The following is a 25,989-nucleotide window of genomic DNA, read 5'->3' as shown; positions in this document are numbered from 1 at the left end:
GCCGGGCCCGCCCTCAGTCGATGGCGTCGCCGGTCGCGTCGAACGGGGCGGCGACCGGATGGCCGACCACCGGCACGGCCTTCACCACGGCGCCGGTGACTCGGAACGGCGCCGCGACGACGCCGCAGCCGGCCAGGGCGCTGGCCGCGGCGGCCAGCGCCAGCAGCAGGGTCGGCAGGCGGAAAGCACGGGTCATGTCTCGTCCTTCGCGTCGTCTCATCGGGTGGAACGGTCTCGATACCATCATTGTATCATCTCTGCGGCGATCGATCCGGCCGGGGATCGGGCCGGTCCCGGGCGGCGGCGCACAGCGCGCAGGCCCAGAGATACAATGCGCCGCAGAGCAGCGCCCCGAGCCAGACGGCGCATTGCCTGAGGCCGGTGAGCGGCTGCGGGGCATAGAGCATGACGCTGCCGAGCCAGACCATGACGTGCATCACAGGCCGAACCGATAGCTGATGCTGACGAAGCCGTAGGCCTGGTCCGGCGAGCCGCCCTGCCGCACGATCGGGCTGTCGGCGGCGTCGCCCAGCAGGCGCTCCCAGCCGGCAGCGGCGCCGAGCGACCAGCGCTCGCTCAGCGCATAGGCCGTGCCGAGCGACAGGCCGAGAGTCTTGAAGCCGGCCCCGGCGTCGAATTCCCGGTACCGGCTGCGCCGGGCCTGCCGGCGGGTGACGCCGAAATTCGCCGACATGTAATCGTCGCTGGCCCAGGTCGCGTCGGCGCCGACGGACAGGGTGAGCACGTCGGACAGCGGCAGCTCGTATCCGGTGTCGAAGGTGACCAGCGCCCCGCCGCCGCTGATCACGTCCTGCCGGGCGGAGACGGAGGCCGACCAGCCGCCGAAGCCGATGCGGGCGAAGGCGCCGAGATCGACGGCGTCGTCGACGTCGCCCAGCCCCTTCAGCCGGCGGTCGTCGTCCTCCTCCCGACCCGGGCGCCAGGCGGCGAGGGGGCCGGCCTGCAGCCAGGGCGTGCGGACCACCGCCAGCCGGGCCGTGGTGTTCTCGATCAGCAGCGTGTCGTTCCACGACAGGCTGACCGCGGGGGCGGGCAGGAGCTCGTAGCGCTTCGACCCTTCATAGGTCGGGGCGAAGCCGCCGGCGACGCCGAGGCCGACGATCAGGGAGGAGCCGGCCAGGCCGCTGCCGGCTTCCTGGGCCTCGGCGGACCGGTGCGGCGCCAGGAGGGCCAGAACGACAGCGGCAGGCAAGGCACGGGCGTTGCGGGAGATCATCGGATCCTCGCTGGGTCGATCGGTCGGGGGAAGAGGCGGGCGCGCCCGCGGGCGTAGGCGGCCTAGTCGGGCGGATCCGGGGCGTCGTCCCCGGGGCCGGGCACGTATTCGAGCAGGTCGCCGGGCTGGCACTGCAGGTGCCGGCACAGCGCCGTCAGGGTGGAGAACCGGATCGCGCGCGCCTTGCCGGTCTTCAGGATCGACAGGTTGGGGATGCTGACCCCGACCGCGTTGGACAGCTCCGTCAGGCTCATCTTCCGCTGTGCCAGAACGACGTCGAGGCGCACGATGATGGGCATCCGGGCTACACCGTCAGGGCCGCGTCTTCCGCCAGATCGGCCGCCTGTCCGAGGACATGGGCCATGATCAGGGCGAACAGGCCTCCCACCAACGGCATGAAGGGGAGATCGGTCAACAGGATCCAGATGTCGGACGGGTCGAAGCGCGGCTCGGTGGCCCACAGGGCCAATATCGTGAGAATCGGCGTCAGCACGTCGACCGCCGCCAGCGCCACCAGCTGCAGCCCGATGCGGCGGAAACCGGCGACGCAGTCGCGGGTGAAGTACTGCTCGCGGCCGAAGTGGTTGAGGATCCGGCGCAGCGAGAACAGCGCCACCACCATCAGCAGCGAGCGCAGCGCGTAGAGCGCCAGGAACAGCACCACCGGCAGCAGCGGCAGCGACGACACCGGGACGTTGACGTCCTTCGACAGGTCGGCGTCGCCGTAGACGACGACCCAGGCCAGGAACGGGATCGTCGCCAGCAGGATGAGCCAGGCCAGGACCGAGACGGCGGGACGGAGCACGCTGCTGAGGCGCGCGACGCGGTTCATGAACGAAGACTCACCCAGTCGAATCACGACCCCACTATGCGTGCGGCCATATCGGCGGTCAATAATCATTTATCGTTTTTCGATACGACGGCGAGGGGCCGCCGACCTCTCGCCTTCACCGGCGGGTCACAGCCCGTGCGTGCGGAACCAGGCCTGCAGCCGCTTCCAGCCGTCCTCGGCCGGGCCCTGGCGGTAGCTGGGCCGGTAATCGGCGTTGAAGGCGTGCGGCGTGTCCGGATAGACCACGAATTCGACGGTCTTGCCGGCGGCCTTCGCCGCTTCCTCCATCTGCCGGACGGTGTCGACCGGGATGCCGGTGTCGGCGGCGCCGTAGAGGCCGAGCACCGGAGCCTTGAGGTCGGCGACCAGATCGATCGGGTTCTTCGGCTGCAGCTCGGTCGGCTGGCCGACCAGCTTGCCGTACCAGGCGACGCCGGCCTTGAGATTCGGGTTGTGCCCGGCATAGAGCCAGACGATCCGGCCGCCCCAGCAGAAGCCGGTGATGCCCAGCCGGGCGGCGTCGCCGCCATCGGTGCCGGCGAAGGCGGCGGTGGCGTCGAGGTCGGACAGCACCTGTGCGTCCGGCACCTTGGACACGATGGTCGAGATCAACTGCTGGACGTCGCTGATGCTGCCGGCGTCGCCCTGCCGGGCATAGAGCTCGGGCGCGATCGCGTAGTAGCCGATCTTGGCCAGGCGGCGGCAGATGTCCTTGATGTGCTCGTGCACGCCGAAGATCTCCTGCACCACCAGGATCACCGGGGCCGGGCCGCCGGCCTTGGGCTTGGCGCGATAGGCCGGGATCCGGCCGTCCTGGACCGGCACCTGCACCTCGCCGGCGTCCAGCCCTTCGGTGTCGGTGGTGATGGCCGCGGCCGAGACCGGCTGGGTGGCGAGCGCGAAGCCCGCGATCAGCGAGGTCACGGCGAAGCCGCGGCGGCTCAGGTCGGCGGAACGCCGCAGGCTCAGGATGTCGGAATCGAAGCTGGTCATGGCGGGCCCCTTCGTGGTCGACGGCGAGGGACCGGAGGCGCGCTCCGGCTGGCTGCGAACGATAGGAAGGGGGCGGCGGCCTGTCGACCGCGGCGATGCCGCGGGGCGCGGTCCTTCGTATCGGCCCGGGCTGGAAGTTTACGAAGAGTTTAGGTGGATTACCTGGAATTAAGCTGCTTCCGACCCCCGATTCATGGCGTTCTTTGGCCGTGCGGCACGGTCGGATGTGCCGTTCGACACGGCTCCCGGGAGCGCTTGACTATGCGGAAACTTATCCTCGCCGGCTTCATGGCAATGGCCCTGCCCGCCGCGGCCTTCGCCCAGAGCGCAGGCCCGACGGACGCCCAGGCGCCGGCGGCCACCACGCAGCACAAGGTGACCCATCACAAGGCGGCGCATCACCGTGCGGCCCATCGCACGACCAAGCATGCCAAGCATGCCCGGGCCCACCGGAAGACCAGTTCGACGGCGTCACCGACGTCGTCCACGACCGTGAACTGATCGCTTCTCTCCCCCTTCCAGCGATCGTTCATGTAGACCCCGGCGTCGGGCCTCGGCGCCGGGGTTCTTTTTATCTGCCGATCGGCCGGCCTCAGCGAGCCGAGACGCTCTCGGCCAGCAGCTGGTTGCGCACCTCGACGTGCGGGTAGCCGGTCACGGTGGCGGAGCGCCCTATGCGGGCGGGCTGGCCACCCGGCACCACGACGGTCCAGGCCTCGGTCGGGGTCTGCAGCCGGAACGAGGTGACGCCGCCCATATGGGTGACACCGTCGACATGACCGGTCACCGTGATCGGCGTGTCGGTGGCGTATGCGCGCGGATCGGCCGGCGCCGGGCCGCTCGGCATCGCCGTCACCGGCGGGTGGCGCGGCTGCACGCCGCCCTGCACGACATAGGGCTGCTGCATCCGGGCGTTCGGGTCGACCGGATAGGCCGTCGTCGGCGCCGGACGGACCGGCGCCGGGGCGACGACCGCCGGGGCGGGCGCGGGCGTGACGACGGCCGGCGGCGGCGCCGGGGTGACGACCGTGGGCTGCGACGGCGTGATGACGGTGGTCTGGGCCAGGGCCGGCGACGCGATCAGCAACGCGGCCACGGCCGCGGCGGAGGCCGCATGGACTGTCTTGACCATGTCTCTGTACTCCATCCTCTCGGCGCCTTGGCACGACGAGACCTTGGCGCGACGCGGCCCGATTGCGGGCCCGCGCGCCTCGCCGGCGCATGACGCCAGCCTCAGTTCCCCTTATTAACGCCCGGAGATCGGTTCCGGTTCGCCGAGCCAGTCGCGCAGCACCTCTTCGCCGTCGGCGCCGCACACCGGCGGGGCGTGGCGATAGCTGACCGGCGTCTCCGACAGCTTGATCGGGCTGCCGATCAGGGCGATGGGGTCGGGCGCCAGCGGATGCGGCATCTCGATCCGCATCCCGCGGGCCGCGACCTGCGGGTCGGCGAAGACCTGGTCGATGGTGTTGATCGGGCCGCAGGGCACCTGCCGGGCCTCCAGCGCCTGCAGCCAGAAGCCGCGCGGCTTCTCCGCGATCAGCCCGGCGACGATCGGCACCAGCACCTCGCGGTTGCGCACCCGCGCCTGGTTGGTGGCGAAGCGCGGATCGGCCGCCAGGTCCGGCCGCCCGGCGACGTCGCAGAACTTGGCGAATTGCGAATCGTTGCCGACCGCCAGGATCAGGTACTCGTCCGCCGCTCGGAACGCCTGATAGGGCACGATGGTCGGGTGGCCGTTGCCGGTGCGCGGCGTCGGCACGCCCGAGGTCAGGTAGTACTGGCCGGCATTGGACAGCCAGGCCACCTGGGTGTCGAGCAGCGCCATGTCGACCAGCTGCCCCCGCCCGGTGCGGCGGCGGTGGTCGAGCGCGGCCAGGATGCCGATCGTGGCATAGGTGCCGGTCATCAGGTCGGCGATGGCGACGCCGACCTTCATCGGCTCGCCGTCGACGGGGCCGGTCAGGCTCATGATCCCGCCCATCGCCTGGATCAGGTAGTCGTAGCCGGCGCGCGGGGCGTAGGGGCCGGTCTGGCCGAAGCCGGTGATCGAGCAGTAGACCAGCGCGGGGAACTCGTCCTTCAGGTCGTCGTAGCCGAAGCCGTAGCGGGCGAGGTCGCCGAGCTTGTAGTTCTCGACCAGCACGTCGGCCCTGGCGACCAGCCGGCGCAGCAGGGCGCGGCCGTCCTCCTGCGTGAAGTCGATGGCGATCGAGCGCTTGTTGCGGTTGGCGCTGAGGTAGTAGGCGCTCTCGGTCGTGTCGTTGCCCTCAGCGTCCCGGAGGAAGGGCGGGCCCCATTTGCGGGTGTCGTCGCCGACGCCCGGCCGCTCCACCTTGACCACGTCGGCGCCGAGATCGCCCAGGATCTGGGTGGCGCTGGGGCCGGCCAGCACGCGGGTCAGGTCGAGCACCTTGAGGCCGGCCAGGGCGCCGGCGGGGCTGTCGGTCATTCTCGGGAAACCTCCCTTTCTGCGATGCCCTGGTTAGCCCAGGCGCGGCGGGGCCGCAATCGGCGCGGCCCCGATGGATCATGACCCCAGGTTAAGACCTTCCTCCTTTTTGGCAGGGACGCGCCGGTGGTATAGGCCATAGCCTTGGCGGCCGAAGAAGAGCCTGCCCAACAGGGAGATTATTGATGCAAGGCTTCCCCAGGGTCCTCGCCCGCGGCCTGCTGGCGGCAGCGCTGCTCGGCGGGATGTCGCAGATGGCCTCGGCCGAGATGGTGCTGAATGTCGGCAACGGGCCGGAGCCGGAGACGCTCGACATCCAGAAGTCCTCGGGCGTCAGCGAGGCGAACATCCAGAACGACCTGTTCGAGGGCCTGTTGACCAACGACGCCCGGTCGCAGCCGGTGCCCGGCGCGGCGGAGAGCTGGACCGTCTCCGACGACGGCAAGACCTACACCTTCAAGCTGCGCGCCGACGGCAAGTGGTCGGACGGCACGCCGGTGACGGCCGGCGACTTCGTCTTCGCCTGGAAGCGCCTCCTGGACCCGAAGACGGCCAGCCCCTACGCCTATTTCATCGACCAGGTGGTCAACGCCAAGGACATCCGCCTCGGCAACAAGCCGGCCGACACGCTGGGCGTCAAGGCGGTCGACGACCGCACGCTCGAGGTCACGCTGGTCGGGCCGACGCCCTATTTCCTGTCGACCCTGACGCATCACGCGACCTTCCCGCTCAGCCGCGCCAATGTCGAGAAGTTCGGCGACGACTACGTCAAGGCGGGCAACCTGGTCTCGAACGGCGCCTACAAGCTGGCCGAGACGGTGCCGCAGTCGCATGTGAGGCTGGTGAAGAACCCCGAGTTCCACGACGCGGCCAACGTCAAGATCGACACCGTCACCTTCTTCGTGACCGAGGATGTCGACGCCGAGCTGCAGCGCTTCAAGACGGGCGAGCTGGACTACACCTACACGCTGCCGGGCCAGCAGATCCCGGAGCTGAAGCAGACCATGGCGGACCAGGTGCGGATCGCGCCCTATATCGGCACCTACTACTACACGATCAACACGACCCATGAGCCCTGGAAGAGCCATCCGGAGCTGCGCCGTGCCCTGTCGCTGGCGATCGACCGCGAGGTGCTGGTGAGCAAGATCACCCAGGGCGAGGAACTGCCGGCCTACACCTTCGTGCCGCCGGGGATGAGCAACTTCGCCGCCTGGACGCCGAAGGAGGCGCAGGAGACCCAGGCCGAGCGCGACGCCGAGGCGAAGGAGCTGCTGGCCAAGGCCGGCTTCGGTCCGGACAAGCCGCTGACGGTCGAGATCGTCTACAACACCTCGGAAAGCCACAAGAAGATCGCCGTCGCCATCGGCGCCATGTGGAAGCAGAAGCTCGGCATCGACACCAAGCTGACCAATGTCGAATGGGGCACGATGCAGAACGGGCTGCGCAAGAAGGAGTACAAGGACGTCGGCCGCACCTCCTGGATCGGTGATTTCGACGACCCGAGCAACTTCCTCGACCTGTTCCGCAGCACCAGCGGCGAGCAGAACTATTCGGGCTATGCCAGCGCGGCCTACGACAAGCTGATGGACGAGGCGGCGGCCGAGGCCGACCTGGCCAAGCGCGGCCAGATCCTGGCCAAGGCCGAGCAGACCATGCTGGCCGACCAGCCGATCATCCCGATCTATGTCTACACCAGCAAGCGGATGCTCTCGACCAAGGTGAAGGGGTGGCAGGACAACGTCCTCGACAACCATCTCAGCCGCTGGCTGTCGGTCGAGCGGTAGACCGCGGTTTCGGAACCCTGAATGCGGCCCCGCCTCCAGCCCGGAGGCGGGGCCGTTCCATGTCACCCCTTCCAGAACGGCTTCAGCGCCTCGCGGTGGGCGGCATAGCGCTCGAGGCCGAGGTCGCGCAGCTCGTGGTCGCTCAGCGTCCAGAGCTGGCGCCGGGTCCGCGACCGCCGCAGCCACAGCGCGGCCAGGCGCAGGAGGAACCGGGCGAAGCCGCCGCGGCGGGCCGCGCGCGGCGTCGCGGCGATGGCCGGCAGGGCGCGCACCGGTCACTCCCCGGCCGCGGTCGAGGCGTCGGCTTCGCGCAGCGCCCGGGCGCAGCCTCGCAGCACACCTCCACCGTCTGGCCGCCGATCGTCACCTTGATCGTCTCGGCGTCGAGCTCGCAGTCGCAAGCGGCACAGGTTCTCTCGCTCATGGGGCTCTCCTTTTCCGCCCGATGTCCGGGCGAGGGCAGGGGAGCACTTCCGGCGACGAGGCCGCTGTCGGAATCTTTAGGGACTTACACCAACGGCCTGAAATAGAGATCCGTCATGGCGAGCTCCGCAGGGGCGCGGCCATCCAGCGGCACCGGCCCCTGGATGGCCACGGCGCTTCGCGCCTCGCCATGACGAAAGGAGCCGGAGAGGCGATCTCAAGGGCCATCAATATTGCACCCGGATCGGTCAGCGCAGGCGGACCGAGCGCTGGAACTCCGCCGGGCTGCGGCCATAGGCCTGGCGGAAGGCGGCGGTGAAATGGCTGTGGCTGGAGAAGCCGAGATCGAGGCCGAGCACGGTGAGGTCGTCGTACCGGCCCAGCAGGTCCAGCGCCCGCGCCAGCCGCAGGCGCAGCTGGTAGCGGTACAGCGGCAGCCCTTCGACCTGACGGAACAGCTGGGTGAGATAGACCGGCGAGACGCCGACCTCGGCCGCGATCTCGGCCAGGGTCCAGCGCCGCGCCAGGTCGGCGGACAGCGCCAGCTTGGCGCGGTCCACCAGCTTCTGCAGGCCGCGGCTGGCCCCGGCCGGGTGCGAGGTGCGCTCGCCGACGGCGCGCCGCACCAGGGTCAGCGCCAGGGTCTCCGCCTCCAGCGTCTCGGCGGCGCCGCGCCGCAGGCTGTGCCGCAGCAGCGCCACCAGCGCCTGGGTGCGCGCGTCGATGCGCAGCCGCTGCCGGCGGAACGCCGCCGCCGCGCCGTCGCGCAGCAGGTCCCGCGGCGCCAGCTCGCGCAGCAGCGCGTCGTCGACCACCAGGTCCAGGCAGGAATCGCCGCCCGCCACCGGATGGCTGACGCGGTAGCTCTCCCCCGGATTGAAGAACAGCACCTGGTTGGCCTCGGCCACCGCGTCGTCGGCGCCGAGATGGCGCACGAAGACACCGCGATAGGGGAACACCAGATGGGTGGCGGCCGCGCATTCCTCGGCGCTTTTGTGCCGGCAGGCGCCGCTGCAGGCGACGTCGCGGATCGCGACGATCTCCGTCTTCAGGAGGGATTCGACCGAGACATCCGTCATGGCCCGCGGCGGCCCGCCGCCTCCCGGCTGGGGTGGACGGGCCACCATAGCTGGCGGGTGGTCTTGGCGCCATCACGCCATTGCCCGGTGTCGCGGGAGGCGGGGAGGGCTCCAGCCCCTCGGCCGGTGGCTATCCGGCGATCCTGTTGAGATAGTCGACGATGAAGGCCTCGAAACCCCGGCTCTCTTCCGTCAATTCCATGCTGCTCGAATCGACAGCAAACACGAGTCCTGGGCGCTTGCAGTCGAAGCAAAACAGCGTGCCGGAGAAGTCGTCCCCGAAGAACAAGATGTCATCGAGTTCGCGAGCGTCGCGTCCAAGCAGCTCTTTCGATTTCAGAAAGCCGTTATAGATGGATAGGTGTGATCGTCCGAAGCTGCCGTATCCGACCTCGCGAGGAAGTCGAGGTAGCTTCCCGGGGGCGATCGGCGTTCGATCGCCGACAGTTGCTCCGGTTCCATCCTCCTGACATTCGCCAGGATGCCACGTTCCCTCCATCGGGGGATCCATGGCCGGTATCGCGGCATGCTCCCTCCCTCTAGGTGCCTCGACCCTCGTCCATTAGGACGGATGGATCGAACACCATCATCGTCCGCCCGTCTTTCCTGATGCCGCATGGCCATCCGCCGCGGCGGTAGATTTCGTAGATCCGCTCCAGAATATCGAGATTTTCCAACCCGAATATCAATCGCCCTACTGATATCAAGGACAGCATATGATGCGCATCGTCGGATGCATCTGAGAACCTGAACTTGTCCAGATCGGACGCGGTCTTCCGGACCAGCTTCCATCTGAATTCCTTGAAACGGGGCAGGTGGGCCTTCTGCAGGTTCAGCGCTTCGGTTCCCACAATCGCCTGCGCCTGATCGAAGGCGGGGTCTGCCCGCAGCCTTCTCGCGATGTCGTCACAAAAATCCGTCCAGATGACGAAATCGTCCGGGACATGCTGGCTGAAGGCGAGGCTGTTCGCCGTCTCAAGGCTTGTGACGACCTCGGCGTTCGGCGGCATTCTCGTCCCGATTCCGGAGAAAAGGCCCGGGTCGTACAGAAATCTGATCGGTTCCAGGTAGAATTCCGGATCCGGGATCATCGCCGTTCCTCTGCGGATTGAGGCGCGGCCAGCCGAGTGCCGGCCATCGTCAGTAGCTCTCCTGGGGGCCGGCGGCGGATGCAAGGTCGATCCAGCCTTCGGCGTAGCGGGCGAAGCGGATGTCCCCCGCCGCCCCCACGAGCTGCCGCAGGGCGGCGACGGCGTCGCGAACCCGCCATCCCGGGGTGTTGAGGGCCAGCCAGGCCCGGCCGAGATCCCCCTGTCCGAGAGTGGCCTGGAACAGCGAAGCGGCGGATAAGCCTTCACCATGCCAGGGTTGGCGCGGAATGGCGGGAGGCCAGGCGCTTCGCGCCTCCTCCGGGATCTCGTACCAGCTGGCGCGCTCCCAGACAGCCGGCGGACCGTCCAGCCGCGGAAAGCTGCCATCGTACCCGCCGTGCAGCGGGACCGTCTCCGAGGGTGTGTCGACGCGGAATTCATCGAGCGTCCCCAGGCCAAGCGGATCGTCGCCCGTGGCGAGGGTGGCTTGGTCGATCGCCGCAAGATCGGCAACGCCGAGCGCCGCCGCGAGCGCTTCGACCTCCGGATCGACGCCGTCCCGGGTGACGATCGCGTTGACGACCAGCCAGGTGCCGAACTGGGCGGTCGTCCGAGCGATCTCGGCGGCGATGGCCGGCTCGACATAGAATTTGACGGTGGTCGGCGCGCGATCGAGAAACCAGGGGAACCAGAGCCCGAGGCAGGTCGGGCCCGACCCGTCGCTCGCCAGCGGCAACAGCGCAGGCGGCGTGCCGTACCATTGCGGCGGCTGCTCCCATAGGGGATCGAGGATGGAGATCTGTCCCCGATAGAGCGACAGCTGGGTTTCATACCCAGCTTCCCGCTCCAGAAAATCTCTAAAACCGCCCACAGATCGGGTCCACCAGATTACCTACGGCGCTATAGCGCCTTTAGTTTTCCCATTGGCTATTTGCAAAAGATTCCTTTTTGTCCTTCACAAATTTCTCAAGAAAATGAATGAATTCATCCTTTTTTATTAAAAATCTCCTTTCCATCACTATCGCTTGGCCTCCGGCCATTAGCTCTGCTTCCGATGTGTCGGTTCCGCTAATCATATTGAGGGATTCATCTTTATTTTCATACGAAACAATTATCTCATTACTCTTTCCGCCGCCAACGTGAAATTCCGAATTGTCCTGACAAATAATCACAACATTATCAATGGATTCCCCGTCCATCTTCAAAATAAGTTCCCTGACACGAGCGATGTCAGGGCTTTCTACGTCGATCTCCCTGTAGATTGGCTTCATTTCTGCGCTCAACATCCGTGCGAACATGGCTCAACCTCAGGCTGGTGGTCTGAAGATCTGTGTAACGATCTTCGATAGGTCGTTGGGGTCGGGGGAATGAACTTTAATCGAATCAAGGCCAAGCCCCCGGGCTAGTGAACCTATCCCATTTGCGCGCCCGCAAGAAGGACAAAGCGCTCTATCTACCCACATCTCTGCTGTCTTTGCAGTCCCGGAAAGGCCTGCGTCGATGGCGTTTTGTGCGGCATTTCCTTCGGCATGCGTTTTGGTAATCGCATTGACCTTTCCGGAGAACCAATTTCTCGGATCCTGATACTTTGCATTTACTCCAAAGAAGCGCTTTCCATCTATCTCCAGAAGCGCCATCGTGGCGTCATCTCCTGCGGAGCCGGCTTTGGGCAGGCCCTTTGCAATGCGTTCGCTTGCCAGCGCTTTCCATGGGCATCCCGCCAGCCCCAGCGGATCAACCCAGTTGGTCGGGCTCTCGACGTAACCATGCGGCCGCAACCCGCCCTCGAGGCCGATCGGGTCCGGGGAGAGGTACTGCCCGGTCTCGGGGTCGTAGACCCGGTGCCGGTTGTAGTGCAGGCCGGTCTCGTCGTCGTGCCACTGGCCGGGGAAGCGGATCGGGCAGTCGGCCGCCGCGTCCGGGGCCGCCGGCGCGTTCTCGTTCACCGCGCCCCAGGTGTCGTAGGCCGCGGCCCAGGCCAGGCGGCCATCCGCCGTCACCAGCTCGCGCGGCGCACCGACCTGGTCGGTGACCACGTACCACACCCGGCCGCCCTGCCGCCGCGCCACCGGCACCGGCGAGCCCGGGGCGTAGGTCCAGGTCACCGCCGCGTCGGGATCGGGCCGGCCCTCGCGGTCGATCGGCTGCTCCTCGACCACCAGGTCGCCGTCCCAGACATAGCGGGTGCCGCTGCCGTCCTCCCGCCGCTTCTCGATCCGGCGGTCCAGCGCGTCGTAGACGTAGATCCAGCGCCCGCGATCCGGTGTCTCGACCGCCACCAGCCGGTCCAGCTCGTCCCAGACGAAGCGCCAGACGCGGGGGCGGAAGCCCGGCTGCTCGCGGTGCTTCTCGACCAGCCGGCCCCGCCGGTCCCAGACATGCCGGGTCCGCCCGGCCTGCGCCACCGCGCCGCCCGGCAGCAGCGTCCAGCCCCGGCCGCGGCGCCATTGCACGCCGCCGGGTGCCGTCTCCGACGAGCCTGCCGCCAAAGCGTCCGCCGCATCCGGCTCGACCCGCTCGCGGCCGGCCAGGTTGCGGGCGGCGTCGTAGATGAAGGCCTCGACCAGCCGGCTGCCATGCGGGCGCCCCGGCGCCGCGTGGGTGATCTGGCCGTTGCCGTCATAGGCGTAGTGCAGGGTCGGCCAGCGGCTGTCCGCGATCGCGACCGGGTTCGAGGCGCGGTCCCAGTCCCAGCGGCGCTCGATCAGCGGCCGGCCGCCGGCGGCCCCGGCCTGCTGCCCGCGCAGCCGGCCCAGAGCGTCCCAGCGCTGGGCCAAGGCGAAGCCGCGCGGGTCGGCGCGCCGGGTCTCCCGCCCCAGCGCGTCATAGGCGAAGCTCAGGCTGCCCTCGGCGCCGAGGCCGATGGCGGCCAGCCGGCCGGCCGGATCATAGGCGAATCGGGTGGTGCCGGAGGCCGAGTCGAGCGCGATCCGCGCGCCCGCCCCCTGATAGGCGGAGCGGAGGATGGCGCCGCCCTGGGTCTCGCTCAGCACCCGGCCCAGCGCGTCGCGCTCCCAGGCCGTGACCTGGCCGTCCAGGGAGGCGGCGACGGGCAGGCCCCGCTCGTCATAGGCGAAGCGGCGCCGGCGTCCCCCGGCGGTCTCCTCCACCAGCCGGTCGCCATCGTCATAGGCGTAGCGCCGCACGCTGCCGTCCGGCTCGATCCGCTCCACCACCCGGCCGGCTGCGTCGCGCCGATAGCGGTAGTGCCGGCCGGCGAAATCCGTCTCCTCGGCCAGGCGGCCGGCCGGGTCATAGGCCAGCAGCGCGCGCTCGCCCTTCGGGTTGACGATCGCCGTCAGCCGCTCGTCGCCGTCGTATTCGTAGCGGTAGACGCCGCCTTCGGGGTCGATCACCTCGCGCAGCAGGTCGAAGGCGCCGTAGCCGTAGCGGGTGACGGCGCCGCGGCCGTCGGTCACCGCGGTGACATTGCCTTCGCCGTCATGGTCGGCCGCGATCCGGGTGCCGTCCGCCAGGATCGCCTCGGCCAGATTGCCCCGGTCGTCATAGACATAGCGGGTGACGGCGCCGAGCGGATCGGTCTGCGCCACCACGCGGCCCAGGCGGTCGCGCTCGAACAGGGTGACGGCGCCGTCCGGATCGGTGACGGCGACCACCCGGCCGGCGGCGTCGTAGACCGGCCGGGTGACCGCGACCGCGGCGCCCGCGCCGGGCGAGCTGGCCACCGCGCGGATGCGGCCCTGCGGGTCGTAGCTGTACTGGACGGCGCCGCCGAGCGGATCGGCGGCCGAGACCAGGTTGCCGGCCTCGTCATAGCTCAGCGACCAGCGCGCCCCCGCCGGGTCGACGAAGGCGGCCGGCCGGCCCTGCGCGTCGTAGAGAAAGGTCTCGACCCGGCCGTCGGGATGGGTGACGCGCGTGACGTTGCCGAAGCGGTCATGCGCGTATTCGGTGCGGCGGCCGAGCTCGTCGACATAGGCGGCGAGCCAGCCGGCCTCGGTCCATTCCTGGCGCGCCGTGCCGCCGAGCGCGTCGACGCGCTCGACGATCCGCCCCGCCGCGTCGTGCCGGAAGCCGGTCACGGCGCCGCTCGCCGAGACGATGCGGCAGATCCGCGCCGCGTCGTCGTATTCGAAGCGGTCGTGGTGCAGCCCGCGGGCCGAGCGGGTCTCGACCACGCGGCCGGCGGCGTCGTAGTCGATCTCGGTCCAGGTCTTGCCGCCGTCGGCCCAGCGGGTGATCCGGCCCTCGTCGTCGGTCCGGTATCGGAAGGTGCCGGCCGACAGGCCGTCGACCCGGGCCAGATGGCCGCGCCGGTCGTAGGCGTAGCGGACGAGGCACAGGGGCGGCATGGCGCCGCCCACCGGCTCGGCCACCAGATGCACGGCGGCCAGCCGCCCGGCGGCGTCGGTGTCGACGGCGAGGCGATGGCCGTCGCTGTGCCGCACGGCGGTCAGCCGGCCCCCGTCGGCGCGGTCGAAATCGATGCGGTTGCCGTGCCGGTCGCCCAGCGCGGCGATCGGGGCCGGCCCGTCCGCCGGCGCCGGGAAGGACCACCAGCGGCCGTCGACCACGTCGACGATGCGCGCCTCCGGCCCGCGCATCTCCAGCCGCAGGGTAGGCAGCAGCGTGTTCTCGCCGTCGCCCCAGTCCCCGGGCCAGGGAAAGGCGAATTCCGATGTGTCGTCGCGGACCCAGCGGACCAGCTGCTCCTCGGGGTCGAGGCGCAGATGCTGGCCCCAGCTGTCGAACCAGCGGCGGCCGAGGCTGCCTTCGGCGTCGCAGCCCGACCGGTGGGCGCGGGTCAGCTCGATCGGCAGCAGGCCGGGGATCAGGATGTCGGTGCGAATGTCGACATAGTCGCCGGTCGCCATGTCGACCGGATCGCCGAGGAACCGGCCGATCCGGCCGGCCATGGTCTTGAGGCCGCGCCCGGCGCCCCGGACGGCCCCCGTCACCGCCCGGGCGGCGCCCCTCAGGCTCGCCGCGGCGCCGGTCGCCAGCGCCCGGGCGCCGCCCTTGGCGAACAGCTTGGCGAAGCCCTTGAAGAAGCCGGGGCCGATGAAGCCGGCGGCGATCACCGCCCATTCCGCCCAGGCCGGGATGCCGTCGTCGATCTCCATCAGCGTCGCCTGCGGCCCGCCGATGAAGACGTTGTCCGACCCCTCGATGATCTTGGCGTCGCACTGGATCTTGTCGTCCTTGCGGGCGGCGTTCCAGTTGCAGGCGAAGACGGTCTCGGAGCCCTGGGCGATCGGGGTCGCCGGGCTGCTCTCCTTGCTGCAGGCGGCGGCGCCCTGGACCGCGATGCCGAGCATGCGGCTGTTGACGAAGACGGTGGGGGCGCCGACCGTCACGGCGCCTGTCGGCGGCCCCATGATCATGTCGCCGATCGCCTTGCCCGCCTCCTCCGCCAGGAAGGCGGCGCCGGCGCTGAGCACGGCCGCGAACAGGAAGGCGGCGACGCCGCCGGTCGCGACCGTGGCGAAGATCGCGAATCCCGCGGCGACGCCGATCGCGGCGCCGAGCAGGAACCCCGCCAGCTTGTTGGAATGCGCGACCTTGTCGCCGATCCGTGCCGCCCGTCCCATTCCCCCCTCCCGCGGCTCCGGTCAGGCGCCGGCGTCGGAATAGAGGCGGAAGCTGGCCATCACCCGCAGCATCCGGTCGCGCGTGTCGGCGGGCATGCTGGTCGGCATGGTGGCGGTGAAGATCATCACCCGGCCGTTCACCTCGGCGGCCGCCATCACCTGGTGGACCAGGCCGCGCTCGCTCTTCCAGCGGACCTCAAAGGCGTCGACCGTCTGGCCCGCGATCTCGACCGGGTGGCGGCCGAGCAGGGAGAACTGCTTCGTCTCCTTGCTCATCCGCCGGATCTCGCGCTCGCCATAGTCGCGAATCGACAGGCCGCCCGGCAGGGCCTCACGGGTGACGACGAAGCTCAGCCCGCCGCCATGGGCGCCCGGCGCCGCGAACACGTTGACCGACTGGTCCTCCCAGCCCGCCGGGACGTCCAGAACGCCCTCCTGGAGGTGATACACGATGCGGCTCCGACATCATTCCTGTGCCTCAGGAAGACGCATCTAGCCGAGGGGTGTGTCAACAGTGTGTCGCTGCGCTTGGCTCAGCCGCGCCAGAACGGCTTCGCCGCCTCGCGCGCGGCGGCGCCGCGGTCGAGGCCGAGGTCGCGCAGCTCGTGGTCGGTCAGCGCGTCGAGATGGCGTCGGGTGCGTGCGCGCCGCAGCCACAGGCCGAGGACCTGCCGCAGGCCGGCGAAGGCGGCGGGGCGGGGCAGGGCGGGAACGCGCCCGACAACGCGCGTCGACATGGAAGGTCTCCTGTTGGCCCGCAGCCGGCGGGGGCACCATGCCCCGGGCATCGCAGCTGCGGGATTGCATTCGATGATTGATCCGAGCATGATGTCGGTGCAATCACAGTATTGCTCTCGGAGCAATTTCGGATGCTTGAGGATTTCCGCCGCATTGCGGACGATGTCGCCGGCGAGATCGCCTCGGGGCAATGGCGCCCGGGCGACCGGCTGCCGCCGCAGCGCGACTTCGCCTATCGCCGCGGCATCGCCGCTTCCACCGCCGCCCGGGTCTATGCCGAGCTGCGGCGCCGCGGGCTGGTGTCGGGCGAGGTCGGGCGCGGCACCTTCGTCCGCGCCGCGGCACCGGTGCCGGCCTCGGTGCTGGCCGAGCCCTGGCAGGCGCCGATCAACCTGGAATCCAGCTTCCCGATCCTGCCCGGCCAGCCGGCGGCCCTGGCGCAGGGGCTGCAGGGGCTGCTGCGCCCGGACGTGCTGGACCTGGCGCTGCGGGCGGTGCCGGCCGCCGGCACCCGGGCGGTGCGGGCGGTCGCGGCGGAGTTCCTGGCCCAGCCCGGCTGGGCGCCGGAGCCGGCGCAGGTGCTGTTCGCCGGCAACGGCCGGCAGGCGATCGCGGCGGCGCTGTCGGCGCTGGCACCGGTCGGCGGCCGGGTCGGGGTTGAGGCGCTGACCTATCCGGTGTTCAAGGGCATCGCCGCCCGGCTGGGCATCGCGCTGGTGCCGATCGCGATGGACGACGAAGGGCTGCGGCCGGACGCGCTGGAGGCGGCGCACCGCGCCGCGCCGCTGCGCGCGGTCTATCTGCAGCCGGTGCTGCACAACCCGCTCGGCCTGTCGATGCCGCCGGGCCGGCGGGCGGCGCTGGCGGCGCTGCTGCGGCGGCTGGACCTGGTCGCGATCGAGGACCGGGTGTTCAGCTTCCTGGCCGATGAGGTGCCGCTGGCGGCGCTGGCGCCGGACCATGCGATCGTGGTCGACAGCCTGTCGAAGCGCCTGGCGCCGGGGCTGACGCTGGGCTTCGCGGTGCCGCCGCGCGACCTGGTCGAGCCGATGGTCGCGGCCATCCGCTCCGGCCCCTGGAGCCCGGGCGGACTGGCGCTCGAGGCGGCGTCGCGCTGGATGGCCGACGGCACGGTGGCGGCGCTGGTGGCCGAGAAGCGGCAGGACGCCCGGACGCGCCAGGCGATCGCCCGGCAGGCGCTGGACGGGCTGGAGGCGCGGGGCGACCCGCGCGCCTACCACCTCTGGCTCGAGCTGCCGGAGGGCTGGCGGGCGGAGGCCTTCGCCGCCGCCGCGGCCCGCAAGGGCATCGCCCTGACCTCCGGCCCGGCCTATGCCGCCGGCCCCGGCCATGCGCCGGCCGCGGTGCGGCTGGCCCTGGCCTCGCCGCCGCACGAGGTGCTGCGCGAGGCGCTGGCGACCCTGGCCCGGCTGGCACGAACCGATCCGGACCAGATCGCGGTGGATTAGAGGAGGGTCAGGCTATCTCGGGCAACGCGATCGGTGTCTCGATCTTCTTGAGCTGGAGATAGAGTTCCTTCGCCTTCCCGATCCGTCCACCCTCCGCCTTTTCGGGTTTGCGGCGTTCGGTTTCATCCCAAGGCGAGGAATGACCTTCCTTGGCTAGTAAAATAGCGGTTGCGGCCAATTCCAGCACAACCGCATCCGCTTTGACCGTCGCATCCAAGATCCGACGTCGCGCGGGAAGCGGCGGCTCGTCCGACGAATCCGTTCCGGCCGAATAAATGGAATAGATGCCGCCCCAGTCGGCCTGATGCTGCTCCTCGCGAAGGTGGCCGAGTAGGCTTGCATCCTCGGCAGCCTGAGCAAGTTCCTCACTATAAGGGCCGTAATGCTTATAAGCAAAACGGAACCCCTCTTCGAGGCCGGTCACGGTCAAAAGATAGGCGATTTTCTGAAGCCGTGTGCGTCCGACGATCTTGCCGCCGGCGTCACGCACGATTCTTGTGGCTCTCAAGGCGCTCAGCTTCGACATGCGCTGACCTCCTCGCCGATGATCTTCATGACCGTGTCCGATGTTTCCGTATCATCACGCCCTATATAGGCACGAAACAATTTATATGTCTCGAGGGAGCGAACAACACTTGATCGCTCTCTAAGATCGACTAGGTTGCCGCCATCCGTCCGAATGTTGATGCGATCGAGCGGCCCTTCGACTTCCTCGCTGGACTTATATGGAGATCTTTTGGTCTCGTCAAGAAGAATCGTCGGCGGCGCGGAGATCTTGTTGAGAATGCTTTCCTCTATTCTATTCCTTATATTGGTGCAGCATCGTTCGACTTGTTGGCGGAGAAGATCGTCGTCTTTCCCTCTAGGGTTGAGTTTGTGCGTGACTATGACTCTGATATCGATGCAGCGATAAAGATCTCGGTCCCTCAATCGTCTTGAGAAGTCGGAAATGAGAGGATCGCTTGCATCGGTCATCTGGGACAAGGCTCCCCAGACGGCCGTATCGTCCAGCTTCAACGCTGTCTCGAGATCATTCGGCTGACGGGCGAAGCGGATCAGCGGGTGGTTGGTCGGCAACCCCACGGCATCGACTGCATCATCTCTGACCAGATGGACGACTTGTACCAGAAGTTCTGTGAACAGCCTTTCCGCGCCTCGGGTCGTCTTGTGCAGATAGACTGTGGGGTAGAGTTGGAAAAGTCCGAGGACAAATGCTTCGGCCGCGTGAATCGCCTTCGGCCCCAGAACGAAGGTCTCCACCTCACCAACGCTTGTCCGGTCGACCCCGGTCCGGACCGATGCGATCTCAAGATTTGCGATCAGCCAGTTAAAATCGATTCCCGCGTGTCGAGTACCGGTCATCAATCGATCGCGCTGCATGTAATCGAGCCGGTCGGCATCGAACTGGCTTGACACGACCGCCGTGTAAACAGTCTGCTTGCCGCGTTTTCGGATCAGGTCGGCTACCTCGCCCGCAAAGCCCTTCCCCATTTCCTCGTCAAAAATCTTCGTGACCTCGCTATCTCGAATTACCCGTTCGCTCATCTCTTCATGTTCCGCCAGCGCCAATCCGAGTTTCTTTCCGACGGTTTCGAAGGCATGGCTGAAAGGACCATGTCCGAGATCGTGGACGAGCGCTGCCGCTAATGCATGATTCTCTCTTGTCTGACTCCGCGCCTCTTTGTGTCGTGCAACGATTTCCATCAGTTGCCGAGCCGTGTGGAAGACTCCAATGCTATGAGCGAACCGGGAGTGGCTCGCGCCTGGATAAATCATGTCGGAAAAGCCAAGCTGCTTTATCCGTCGCAGGCGCTGGAACGGGCGCGTCTGTATAACTTTCCAAAGGGCGCGCTCAAGCTCCGAGTGCTTGGAAAACTCGATGAGATCATGCAGCGGATCTCGAATGCGCTGATCCTTCATATTTTGCCTGTAAAATTGAAACGACCTCTAGCAGGATGATCTTACGCATCGGGCCTTGTCGGCGTCGAGTTTCGGTCTTGGACCTGTCAAAACGGGTCGGCTCAATACGCTCTCACCCCCCGAACCGCAGCGCGTCCAGAGCGCCCTGCAGGATCCAGGCGGCGGCGGCGGTGTCCACGGCCTTGGCCCGCTTCTTCCGGGTGACGTCGAAATCGATCATCTGGCGCTGCACCGCCATGGTCGACAGCCGCTCGTCCCAGAAGGCGATCGGCAGGTCCCGCAGCTTCAGCAGGTCGCGGGCGAAGGCGCGCACCGACTGGCAGCGCGGCCCCTCGCTGCCGTCCATGTTGACCGGCAGGCCGATGACGAGGCCGGCGACGCCGCGGTCGTCGACGATGCGCAGCAGCTCCTTCGCATCCGGCGTGAACTTGGTGCGGCGGATGGTGCCGATCGGGGAGGCCAGCGACAGACCGGGGTCGGACACCGCCATGCCGATCGTCTTCTCGCCTAGGTCGAGGCCGATCAGCCGCCCGCCAGGGGGCAGCAGGGCCTTCAGGTCGCGAAGATTGCAGACCGCCATATCGGGTGATACCTTCCGCGCCGCTTGCCGTCGGCCGTCCCCCGCGGTTCCGGCCCCATGCCGGCCCGGGGCGGCCTCCGATCCCCGGAGATGACTACGACATGTCGCTCGACAGAGCCACCGTCGCGAAGATTGCGCATTTGGCCCGCATCCGCCTGGACGAGGCGGACCTCGATTCCATGACCGGCGAATTGTCCAAGATCCTGGACTTCGTCGAGCAACTGGCCGAGGTGAACACCGACGGGGTCGAGCCGATGACCAGCGTGGCGCAGCAGGGGCTGCGGCGCCGGCCGGACGAGGTGACCGACGGCGGCTATCCCGAGAAGATTCTGGCCAACGCGCCCTCGGCCAAGGCCGGGTTCTTCACCGTGCCGAAGGTGGTCGAGTGATGTCGAAACCGACCCATCTGACCCTCGCCGGCGCGCGCGACGCGCTGCAGAAGCGCGAGATCTCCTCGGTCGAGCTGACCACGGCGCATATCCAGGCCATGGAGAGCCTGCGCGAGCTCAACGCCTTCATCACCGAGACGCCGGACAAGGCGCTGGAGATGGCCAAGGCCTCCGACGCCCGCCTGGCGCGGGGCGAGGGCGGCCCGCTGGAAGGCCTGCCGATCGCCATCAAGGACCTGTTCTGCACCGAAGGCGTGCGGACCACGGCGGCCAGCCGGATCCTCGGCAACTTCGTGCCGCCCTATGAATCGACCGTCACCAGCCATCTGTGGCGCGACGGCGCGGTGATGCTGGGCAAGCTGAACATGGACGAGTTCGCCATGGGCTCGGCCAACATCACCTCGGCCTTCGGCAATGTCGAGAACCCGTGGCGGCGGCAGGACGGCGGCAACGCCAAGCTGGTGCCGGGCGGCTCCTCCGGCGGCTCCGCCGCCTCGGTCGCGGCCCGCGTCGCGCTCGCGGCGACCGGCACCGACACCGGCGGGTCGATCCGCCAGCCCGCCGCCTTCACCGGCATCGTCGGCATCAAGCCGACCTATGGCCGCTGCTCGCGCTGGGGCGTGGTCGCCTTCGCCTCCTCGCTCGACCAGGCCGGGCCGATGACCCGCACGGTGCGGGACGCCGCGATCATGCTGCGCTCGATGGCCGGCTTCGACCCGAAGGATTCGACCAGCGTCGACATGGCCGTGCCGGATTTCGAGGCGGCGCTGACCGGCGACGTCCGCGGCCTCAAGGTCGGCATCCCGAAGGAATACCGCGTCGACGGCATGCCGGCGGAGATCGAGCGCGTCTGGCAGCAGGGCGCCGAGTGGCTGCGCACGGCGGGGGCGGAGATCGTCGAGGTCTCGCTGCCGCACACGAAATACGCGCTGCCGACCTACTACATCGTCGCCCCGGCGGAGGCGTCGTCGAACCTGGCGCGCTACGACGGCGTGCGCTACGGCCTGCGCGAGACCGGCGGGTCCTTGAACGAGCTGTACGAGAACACCCGCGCCGCCGGCTTTGGCCGCGAGGTGAAGCGCCGCATCATGATCGGCACCTATGTGCTGTCGGCCGGCTATTACGACGCCTACTACACCAAGGCGCAGAAGCTGCGGACGCTGATCGCCCGCGACTTCACCGAGGCGTACAAGCGCTGCGACGTGATCCTGACGCCGACCGCGCCGTCCACCGCCTTCGCCATCGGCGAGAAGCAGGACGACCCGATCGCGATGTATCTCAACGACGTGTTCACCGTGCCGGCCTCGCTGGCCGGGCTGCCCGGCATCTCGGTGCCGGCCGGCCTCGGCGACGACGGGCTGCCGCTGGGCCTGCAGCTGCTCGGCAGGCCCTTCGACGAGGAGACGGTGCTGCGCGTCGCCGGGGTGATGGAGCAGGCGGCCGGCTTCACCGCCCTGCCGCAGACCATCTCCTGATCGTGACGGGCTTCGTCATCCGCCGGCTCGGCCCCGCGGATGCCGCGGCCTATCGCGAGATCCGGCTGGAGGGGCTGGAGCGTCATCCGGAGGCGTTCGGCTCCACCTATGCGGACGAGGCGAAGCTGTCGCTGGACGATTTCGTCCGGCGCGTGGTCGAGGTGCCGACCTTCGCGGCCGAGCGCGACGGCCGACTGCTCGGCCTCGCCGGGCTGGCCCGCGAGACCTCGACCAAGCGCCGCCACCGGGGCACGCTGGTGCGGATGTATGTGCGCCCCGAGGCGCGCGGCACCGGCGCCGCCGACGCGCTGGTCGAGGCGGTGCTGGACCACGCCCGGGCGGAAGGCCTCGACGCGGTGCTGCTGGCCGTGATCACCGAGGCCGAGCCGGCCCGCCGCCTCTACGACCGGCACGGCTTCACCGTCTATGGCGTCGAGCCCGGGGCGCTGCGGATCGGCGACCGGGCCTACGACGACGAGCTGCGCATCCGGTTCCTCTGAGCCGCGTCGCTCCGCCGTCTTCGGCCGGTCATCGAATCCTGCTATCCGAGGGTGAAGGCGCAGGGAAGGGGCGCCGGCACAGACGCAGGAGGCCGGTCCATGACCACGATTCCCTTCATGCCGCGGCGGTTCCGTACCGCGGCCGCCCACTACCTGCAGGGCCGGCCGCCCTATGCCGCCGGCCTGTTCCCGCGCATCGCCCGGACCTGCGGCCTCGGCCTCGGCCCCGACCACCGGGTGATGGATCTCGGCTGCGGGCCGGGGCAGATCGCCGTCGCCCTGGCGCCCCTGGCCGGCGAGGTGGTCGGCATCGATCCGGAGCCGGAGATGCTCGCGGTGGCGGCGGAGGCGGCCGAACGGGCCGGCGTCCGGGTCACCTGGCATCAGGGCAGCTCCTACGATCTGGGGCCGCAATTCGGCCGCTTCCGGCTGGTGACGATGGGCCGGTCCTTCCACTGGATGGACCGGGCCGAGACGCTGCGCCGGCTCGACGCGATGATCGATCCCGGCGGCGCCGTGGTGCTGATTCATGACGACCACCCGAAGGTGCCGGACAACCGCTGGGTCCAGACCTATCGCGAGCTGCTCGACCGCTATTCCGAAGACGACCCCGACCGGCAGCTCCGCAAGTCGCCGGACTGGCCGAACCACACCGCGGTGCTGCTCGACTCGCCCTTCGGCCGGCTGGAGGAGGTGGCGGTGATCGAGCGGCGGCGCATCCCGGCCGACACCCTGGCCGCCCGAACCCTGTCGATGTCGAGCACCGCGCCGGAGCGGATCGGCGCGCGCGCCGCGGAACTGCTCGCCGAGATCGAGGCGTTGTCGGCGGAATATGCGGCCGACGGCATGCTGACCGAGGTCGTCACCTCCACGGCCCTGATCGCCCGCCGGCCGGACGAGGCCGAATAGGCGCGCTTGCGCCGGCGGCCGGCGGCCGCAAAGATCGCGGCTTCAGCTCAACTCGCACCCGCAACGGGAGACTACCGTGCCGCTCAAGCTCCACACCGTGATCTGCAGCACCCGGCCGACCCGGATCGGCCCCGTGGTCGCGTCCTGGTTCCACGACATCGCCGCCGCGCACGGCAAGTTCGACGCCGTTCTGGTCGACCTCAAGGATTTCGAGCTGCCGGTGTTCGACGAGCCCGAGCATCCGCGGATGCAGCGCTATGTGCACGAGCACACCAAGCGGTGGGCCGCCAGCGTCGATGCCGCCGACGCCTTCGTCTTCGTCACGCCGGAATACAATTTCGGCCCGCCGCCGTCGCTGCTGAACGCGCTGAACTACCTGTACCTGGAGTGGAACTACAAGCCGGCCGGCTTCGTCAGCTATGGCGGCGCGTCGGGCGGCATGCGCTCGGTCCAGGTCGAGAAGCTGACCCTGACCACGCTGAAGGTGGTGCCGCTGACCGAGGCGGTGGCGATCCCGATGGCCTGGAACGCGGTGGCCGACGGCAGGCTCAACGTCCCCGAGGGCCAGGTCAAGGCCGCGACCGGGATGCTGGACGAGCTGGCCCGCTGGGCCGAGGCGCTGAAGCCGCTGCGGGCGAAGTAGGAGGCGCGCCGCGCCTCACCCCGCATGGATCCACAGGATCTCCGCCTCCTCCGGCCCGTCCGCGAGGCAGGCATGCGGGGTGCGGGCGTCGAAATAGAGGCTGTCGCCGGCGGCCAGGCGGCACGGCGCCTCGCCGGCGAAATGCATCGTCACCGCGCCGGACAGCACCAGCAGGAACTGCTGGCCTTCGTGCCGGTCGAGCGGCCCGTAATCCAGCAGGGTGCGGGCCTTGACCCGCGCCCGCACCGGGGTGATGCGCTTGCCCGCCAGATCGGCCGCCAGCAGCTCGTGGCTGTAGCTGCGGGTCTCGTGCCGCGGCCCGGCGCCGGCCCGGGTCAGGCTGCGCGCGGCCGGGTCCGGCCGGGCCTCTCCGAACAGCCCGGCCAGGTCGACGCCGAAGCCCTGCGACAGCTTCAGCAGCACCTCGACGGTCGGCGACATCCGGCCGTTCTCGATCTTCGACAGGGTCGACTTGGCCAGGCCGGTGCGCTCGGACGCGGCCTCCAGCGTCCAGCCGCGGGTCCGGCGCAGCGCCTTCAGCCGCGGGCCGAGGCTCTGGGGGGCATCGCTGTCCATGCGCCGCAGCTAAGCATGCGCCGCCGCGCTCCGCATCTGTTTCCGATCGGAAAAATCCAGATTGCGGAGCCGCGGACGGCGGCGTAGGAGTCGGGAAACTCCGGACAGGGTGCGGGCATGGCGGACAGCTTCGACGTGGTCATCATCGGCGGGGGCGCGATCGGCAGCGCCATCGCCTGTTTCCTGATGCTGGAGCCGGGCTTCGACGGCACGGTCGCGGTGGTCGAGCGCGACCCGACCTACCGCACCGCCTCCTCGGCGCTCTCCGCCTCCTCGATCCGGCAGCAGTTCTCGACCCCGTTCAACGTCGCGGTGTCGCGCTTCGGGCTGGAGGTGCTGAAGCACCCGGAGCGCTGGCTCGAGGTCGAGGGCGAGGTGCCGGATTTCGGCTTCCACGAGAAGGGCTATCTGTTCCTCGCCACCCCGGCCGGGCTGCCGGTGCTGCGGCAGAACCACGAGATGCAGGTGGGGGAGGGCGTCGCCGTCGACCTGATGGCGCCGGGCCGGCTGGCCGAGCGCTTTCCCTGGCTGAACGTCGATGGGCTCGCCGCCGGCTCCCTCGGCCTCGCCGGCGAGGGCTGGTTCGACGGCTACAGCCTGCTGCAGGCTTTCAAGCGCAAGGCCCGGTCGCTCGGCGCCACCTACATCACCGACACGGTGACCGGCATCGACCGCGCCGGCGGCCGGGTCGCCGGCGTCACCCTGGCGGGCGGCGGCCGCATCGCCTGCGGCACGCTGGTCAACGCTGCCGGACCGCAGGCCGGCAAGGTCGCGGCGCTGGCCGGAATCGATCTGCCGGTCGAGGGCCGCAAGCGCTGCGTCTTCGTCTTCGACTGCCGGCAGACCCTGCCGGACTGTCCGCTGGTGATCGACCCCAGCGGCGTCTGGTTCCGGCCCGAGGGCAACCTGTTCATCTGCGGCGCCCCGCCCCAGGGCGAGGACCCGGACACCGAGGACCTGACGGTCGACCACGGCCTGTTCGACGAGATGATGTGGCCGGCGCTGGCGGAGCGGGTGCCGGCCTTCGAGAGCCTGAAGGTGGTGAATGCCTGGGCCGGCCATTACGAGATGAACACGGTCGACCACAACGCCGTGATCGGGCCGCATCCCGACCTGCCGAACCTGATCTTCGCCAACGGCTTCTCCGGCCACGGGCTGCAGCAGTCGCCCGCCGCCGGCCGCGGCGTGGCCGAGCTGATCGCTTATGGCGGCTTCCGCAGCCTCGACCTGTCGCCCTTCGCCTTCACCCGCATCCTGGAGAACCGGCCGATCGTCGAGCTGAACGTGGTGTGACGGCGGCGCCGCCGAAATCCTTGACACCGATGCCCCTTCCGCGCTCCCTGTCGT

The 25,989-nt window shown here is 69.1% G+C and carries 30 protein-coding genes; 9 read left to right on the top strand and 21 right to left on the bottom strand.

Translation table 11 applies throughout. The features are described from left to right. Window positions 1–13: 13 nt before the first annotated feature. The 6 genes from G537_RS0119125 to G537_RS0119100 all read right to left on the bottom strand — a co-directional run bounded on the left by G537_RS0119125 (window position 14) and on the right by G537_RS0119100 (window position 3,062). Window positions 14–196 (bottom strand): DUF6726 family protein, encoded by a 183-nt coding sequence (locus G537_RS0119125; RefSeq protein WP_026871502.1) that lies wholly within the window; start codon window positions 194–196, stop codon window positions 14–16. A 55-nt stretch (window positions 197–251) separates the two neighbouring features. Further along, window positions 252–428 carry a hypothetical protein gene (locus G537_RS0119120; RefSeq protein ID WP_155888670.1) on the bottom strand — a complete coding sequence of 59 codons (177 nt, stop codon included), beginning with the start codon at window positions 426–428 and terminating at the stop codon, window positions 252–254. 8 nt (window positions 429–436) lie between these two features. After that, entirely contained in the window at window positions 437–1,237 is an 801-nt protein-coding gene (locus G537_RS0119115; RefSeq protein ID WP_026871500.1) for a MipA/OmpV family protein, read from the bottom strand. A 62-nt stretch (window positions 1,238–1,299) separates the two neighbouring features. After that, window positions 1,300–1,536, bottom strand: a complete 237-nt coding sequence (locus tag G537_RS0119110) for a helix-turn-helix domain-containing protein (protein ID WP_026871499.1) — start codon at window positions 1,534–1,536, stop codon at window positions 1,300–1,302. A gap of 5 nt (window positions 1,537–1,541) precedes the next feature. Further along, a complete protein-coding gene (locus tag G537_RS0119105; protein WP_026871498.1) occupies window positions 1,542–2,069 on the bottom strand; it encodes a DUF2975 domain-containing protein in 528 nt (175 codons plus the stop codon). Between the two features lie 126 nt (window positions 2,070–2,195). Further along, entirely contained in the window at window positions 2,196–3,062 is an 867-nt protein-coding gene (locus tag G537_RS0119100) for a dienelactone hydrolase family protein (RefSeq protein ID WP_026871497.1), read from the bottom strand. Window positions 3,063–3,323: 261 nt separating this feature from the next. Here G537_RS0119100 and G537_RS0119095 point away from each other — a divergent pair, with 261 nt between their 5' ends. After that, window positions 3,324–3,563: a hypothetical protein gene (locus G537_RS0119095; RefSeq protein ID WP_155888669.1), complete on the top strand. Its 240-nt coding sequence runs from the start codon at window positions 3,324–3,326 to the stop codon at window positions 3,561–3,563. A 91-nt stretch (window positions 3,564–3,654) separates the two neighbouring features. Here G537_RS0119095 and G537_RS0119090 read toward each other — a convergent pair whose 3' ends face one another. Together G537_RS0119090 and G537_RS0119085 are read right to left on the bottom strand one after the other, a co-directional pair. Beyond that, on the bottom strand, window positions 3,655–4,194 hold the full coding sequence (locus G537_RS0119090) for a hypothetical protein (protein ID WP_026871495.1): 540 nt from the start codon (window positions 4,192–4,194) through the stop codon (window positions 3,655–3,657). A gap of 114 nt (window positions 4,195–4,308) precedes the next feature. After that, window positions 4,309–5,514, bottom strand: coding sequence for a CaiB/BaiF CoA transferase family protein (locus tag G537_RS0119085; protein ID WP_026871494.1), 1,206 nt, complete (start codon window positions 5,512–5,514; stop codon window positions 4,309–4,311). 185 nt (window positions 5,515–5,699) lie between these two features. Between G537_RS0119085 and G537_RS0119080 the strand changes: the two genes are divergently transcribed. Continuing rightward, window positions 5,700–7,298 carry a peptide ABC transporter substrate-binding protein gene (locus tag G537_RS0119080; protein WP_026871493.1) on the top strand — a complete coding sequence of 533 codons (1,599 nt, stop codon included), beginning with the start codon at window positions 5,700–5,702 and terminating at the stop codon, window positions 7,296–7,298. A gap of 62 nt (window positions 7,299–7,360) precedes the next feature. On the opposite strand, the gene G537_RS0119075 is transcribed toward G537_RS0119080, so the two are convergent. From G537_RS0119075 to G537_RS0119035, 9 genes are all read right to left on the bottom strand, one after another. Next, window positions 7,361–7,570, bottom strand: a complete 210-nt coding sequence (locus tag G537_RS0119075; protein WP_026871492.1) for a DUF1127 domain-containing protein — start codon at window positions 7,568–7,570, stop codon at window positions 7,361–7,363. Window positions 7,571–7,969: 399 nt separating this feature from the next. Next, entirely contained in the window at window positions 7,970–8,800 is an 831-nt protein-coding gene (locus G537_RS0119065; protein WP_026871491.1) for a helix-turn-helix transcriptional regulator, read from the bottom strand. Window positions 8,801–8,930: 130 nt separating this feature from the next. Further along, window positions 8,931–9,311 carry a hypothetical protein gene (locus G537_RS43755; RefSeq protein ID WP_155888668.1) on the bottom strand — a complete coding sequence of 127 codons (381 nt, stop codon included), beginning with the start codon at window positions 9,309–9,311 and terminating at the stop codon, window positions 8,931–8,933. A 28-nt stretch (window positions 9,312–9,339) separates the two neighbouring features. After that, the gene (locus tag G537_RS0119055) at window positions 9,340–9,891 is read right to left on the bottom strand and encodes a hypothetical protein (protein ID WP_026871490.1); all 552 of its coding nucleotides are present in this window, start codon (window positions 9,889–9,891) and stop codon (window positions 9,340–9,342) included. Between the two features lie 49 nt (window positions 9,892–9,940). Continuing rightward, window positions 9,941–10,627 (bottom strand): hypothetical protein, encoded by a 687-nt coding sequence (locus G537_RS43750; RefSeq protein ID WP_026871489.1) that lies wholly within the window; start codon window positions 10,625–10,627, stop codon window positions 9,941–9,943. 175 nt (window positions 10,628–10,802) lie between these two features. Next, window positions 10,803–11,189, bottom strand: coding sequence for a hypothetical protein (locus tag G537_RS43745; protein WP_155888667.1), 387 nt, complete (start codon window positions 11,187–11,189; stop codon window positions 10,803–10,805). A gap of 9 nt (window positions 11,190–11,198) precedes the next feature. Beyond that, a complete protein-coding gene (locus G537_RS0119045; RefSeq protein WP_026871488.1) occupies window positions 11,199–15,443 on the bottom strand; it encodes an RHS repeat-associated core domain-containing protein in 4,245 nt (1,414 codons plus the stop codon). A gap of 21 nt (window positions 15,444–15,464) precedes the next feature. After that, window positions 15,465–15,893, bottom strand: a complete 429-nt coding sequence (locus tag G537_RS0119040) for a DUF1795 domain-containing protein (RefSeq protein WP_026871487.1) — start codon at window positions 15,891–15,893, stop codon at window positions 15,465–15,467. 83 nt (window positions 15,894–15,976) lie between these two features. After that, the gene (locus G537_RS0119035) at window positions 15,977–16,180 is read right to left on the bottom strand and encodes a DUF1127 domain-containing protein (RefSeq protein WP_026871486.1); all 204 of its coding nucleotides are present in this window, start codon (window positions 16,178–16,180) and stop codon (window positions 15,977–15,979) included. 132 nt (window positions 16,181–16,312) lie between these two features. On the opposite strand from G537_RS0119035, the gene G537_RS0119030 reads away from it, so the two are divergent. Then, window positions 16,313–17,650 (top strand): aminotransferase-like domain-containing protein, encoded by a 1,338-nt coding sequence (locus tag G537_RS0119030; protein ID WP_034852223.1) that lies wholly within the window; start codon window positions 16,313–16,315, stop codon window positions 17,648–17,650. Between the two features lie 7 nt (window positions 17,651–17,657). Here the strand turns inward: G537_RS0119030 and G537_RS43740 are convergent, their stop codons facing one another. From G537_RS43740 to ruvX, 3 genes are all read right to left on the bottom strand, one after another. After that, window positions 17,658–18,176, bottom strand: coding sequence for a hypothetical protein (locus tag G537_RS43740; RefSeq protein WP_026871484.1), 519 nt, complete (start codon window positions 18,174–18,176; stop codon window positions 17,658–17,660). Further along, window positions 18,164–19,570, bottom strand: a complete 1,407-nt coding sequence (locus tag G537_RS42995; RefSeq protein WP_081688906.1) for an HD domain-containing protein — start codon at window positions 19,568–19,570, stop codon at window positions 18,164–18,166. The genes G537_RS43740 and G537_RS42995 overlap by 13 nt, the downstream gene beginning before the upstream one ends. Before the next feature lie 112 nt (window positions 19,571–19,682). Beyond that, window positions 19,683–20,150 (bottom strand): Holliday junction resolvase RuvX, encoded by a 468-nt coding sequence (gene ruvX / locus G537_RS0119015; protein WP_026871483.1) that lies wholly within the window; start codon window positions 20,148–20,150, stop codon window positions 19,683–19,685. A 101-nt stretch (window positions 20,151–20,251) separates the two neighbouring features. Here ruvX and gatC point away from each other — a divergent pair, with 101 nt between their 5' ends. From gatC to G537_RS0118990, 5 genes are all read left to right on the top strand, one after another. After that, entirely contained in the window at window positions 20,252–20,539 is a 288-nt protein-coding gene (gatC, locus tag G537_RS0119010) for an Asp-tRNA(Asn)/Glu-tRNA(Gln) amidotransferase subunit GatC (protein WP_026871482.1), read from the top strand. After that, window positions 20,539–22,014 carry an Asp-tRNA(Asn)/Glu-tRNA(Gln) amidotransferase subunit GatA gene (gene gatA, locus G537_RS0119005; protein ID WP_026871481.1) on the top strand — a complete coding sequence of 492 codons (1,476 nt, stop codon included), beginning with the start codon at window positions 20,539–20,541 and terminating at the stop codon, window positions 22,012–22,014. The genes gatC and gatA overlap by 1 nt, the downstream gene beginning before the upstream one ends. Before the next feature lie 2 nt (window positions 22,015–22,016). Next, entirely contained in the window at window positions 22,017–22,514 is a 498-nt protein-coding gene (locus G537_RS44295) for a GNAT family N-acetyltransferase (protein ID WP_162146127.1), read from the top strand. Between the two features lie 99 nt (window positions 22,515–22,613). Beyond that, a complete protein-coding gene (locus tag G537_RS0118995; RefSeq protein WP_026871479.1) occupies window positions 22,614–23,423 on the top strand; it encodes a class I SAM-dependent methyltransferase in 810 nt (269 codons plus the stop codon). A 76-nt stretch (window positions 23,424–23,499) separates the two neighbouring features. After that, the gene (locus G537_RS0118990; protein WP_026871478.1) at window positions 23,500–24,066 is read left to right on the top strand and encodes an NADPH-dependent FMN reductase; all 567 of its coding nucleotides are present in this window, start codon (window positions 23,500–23,502) and stop codon (window positions 24,064–24,066) included. Between the two features lie 15 nt (window positions 24,067–24,081). Here G537_RS0118990 and G537_RS0118985 read toward each other — a convergent pair whose 3' ends face one another. Next, window positions 24,082–24,642: a helix-turn-helix domain-containing protein gene (locus tag G537_RS0118985; RefSeq protein ID WP_026871477.1), complete on the bottom strand. Its 561-nt coding sequence runs from the start codon at window positions 24,640–24,642 to the stop codon at window positions 24,082–24,084. A gap of 117 nt (window positions 24,643–24,759) precedes the next feature. Here G537_RS0118985 and G537_RS0118980 point away from each other — a divergent pair, with 117 nt between their 5' ends. Further along, entirely contained in the window at window positions 24,760–25,935 is a 1,176-nt protein-coding gene (locus G537_RS0118980) for an NAD(P)/FAD-dependent oxidoreductase (protein ID WP_026871476.1), read from the top strand. The last annotated feature ends 54 nt before the right edge of the window (window positions 25,936–25,989 follow it).

Origin of the sequence: Inquilinus limosus DSM 16000 (genome assembly GCF_000423185.1) — a bacterium.
Lineage (GTDB): Bacteria > Pseudomonadota > Alphaproteobacteria > DSM-16000 > Inquilinaceae > Inquilinus > Inquilinus limosus.
Note: the sequence above shows the minus strand (reverse complement) of the source record. Positions and strands in the feature narration are given on the sequence as shown.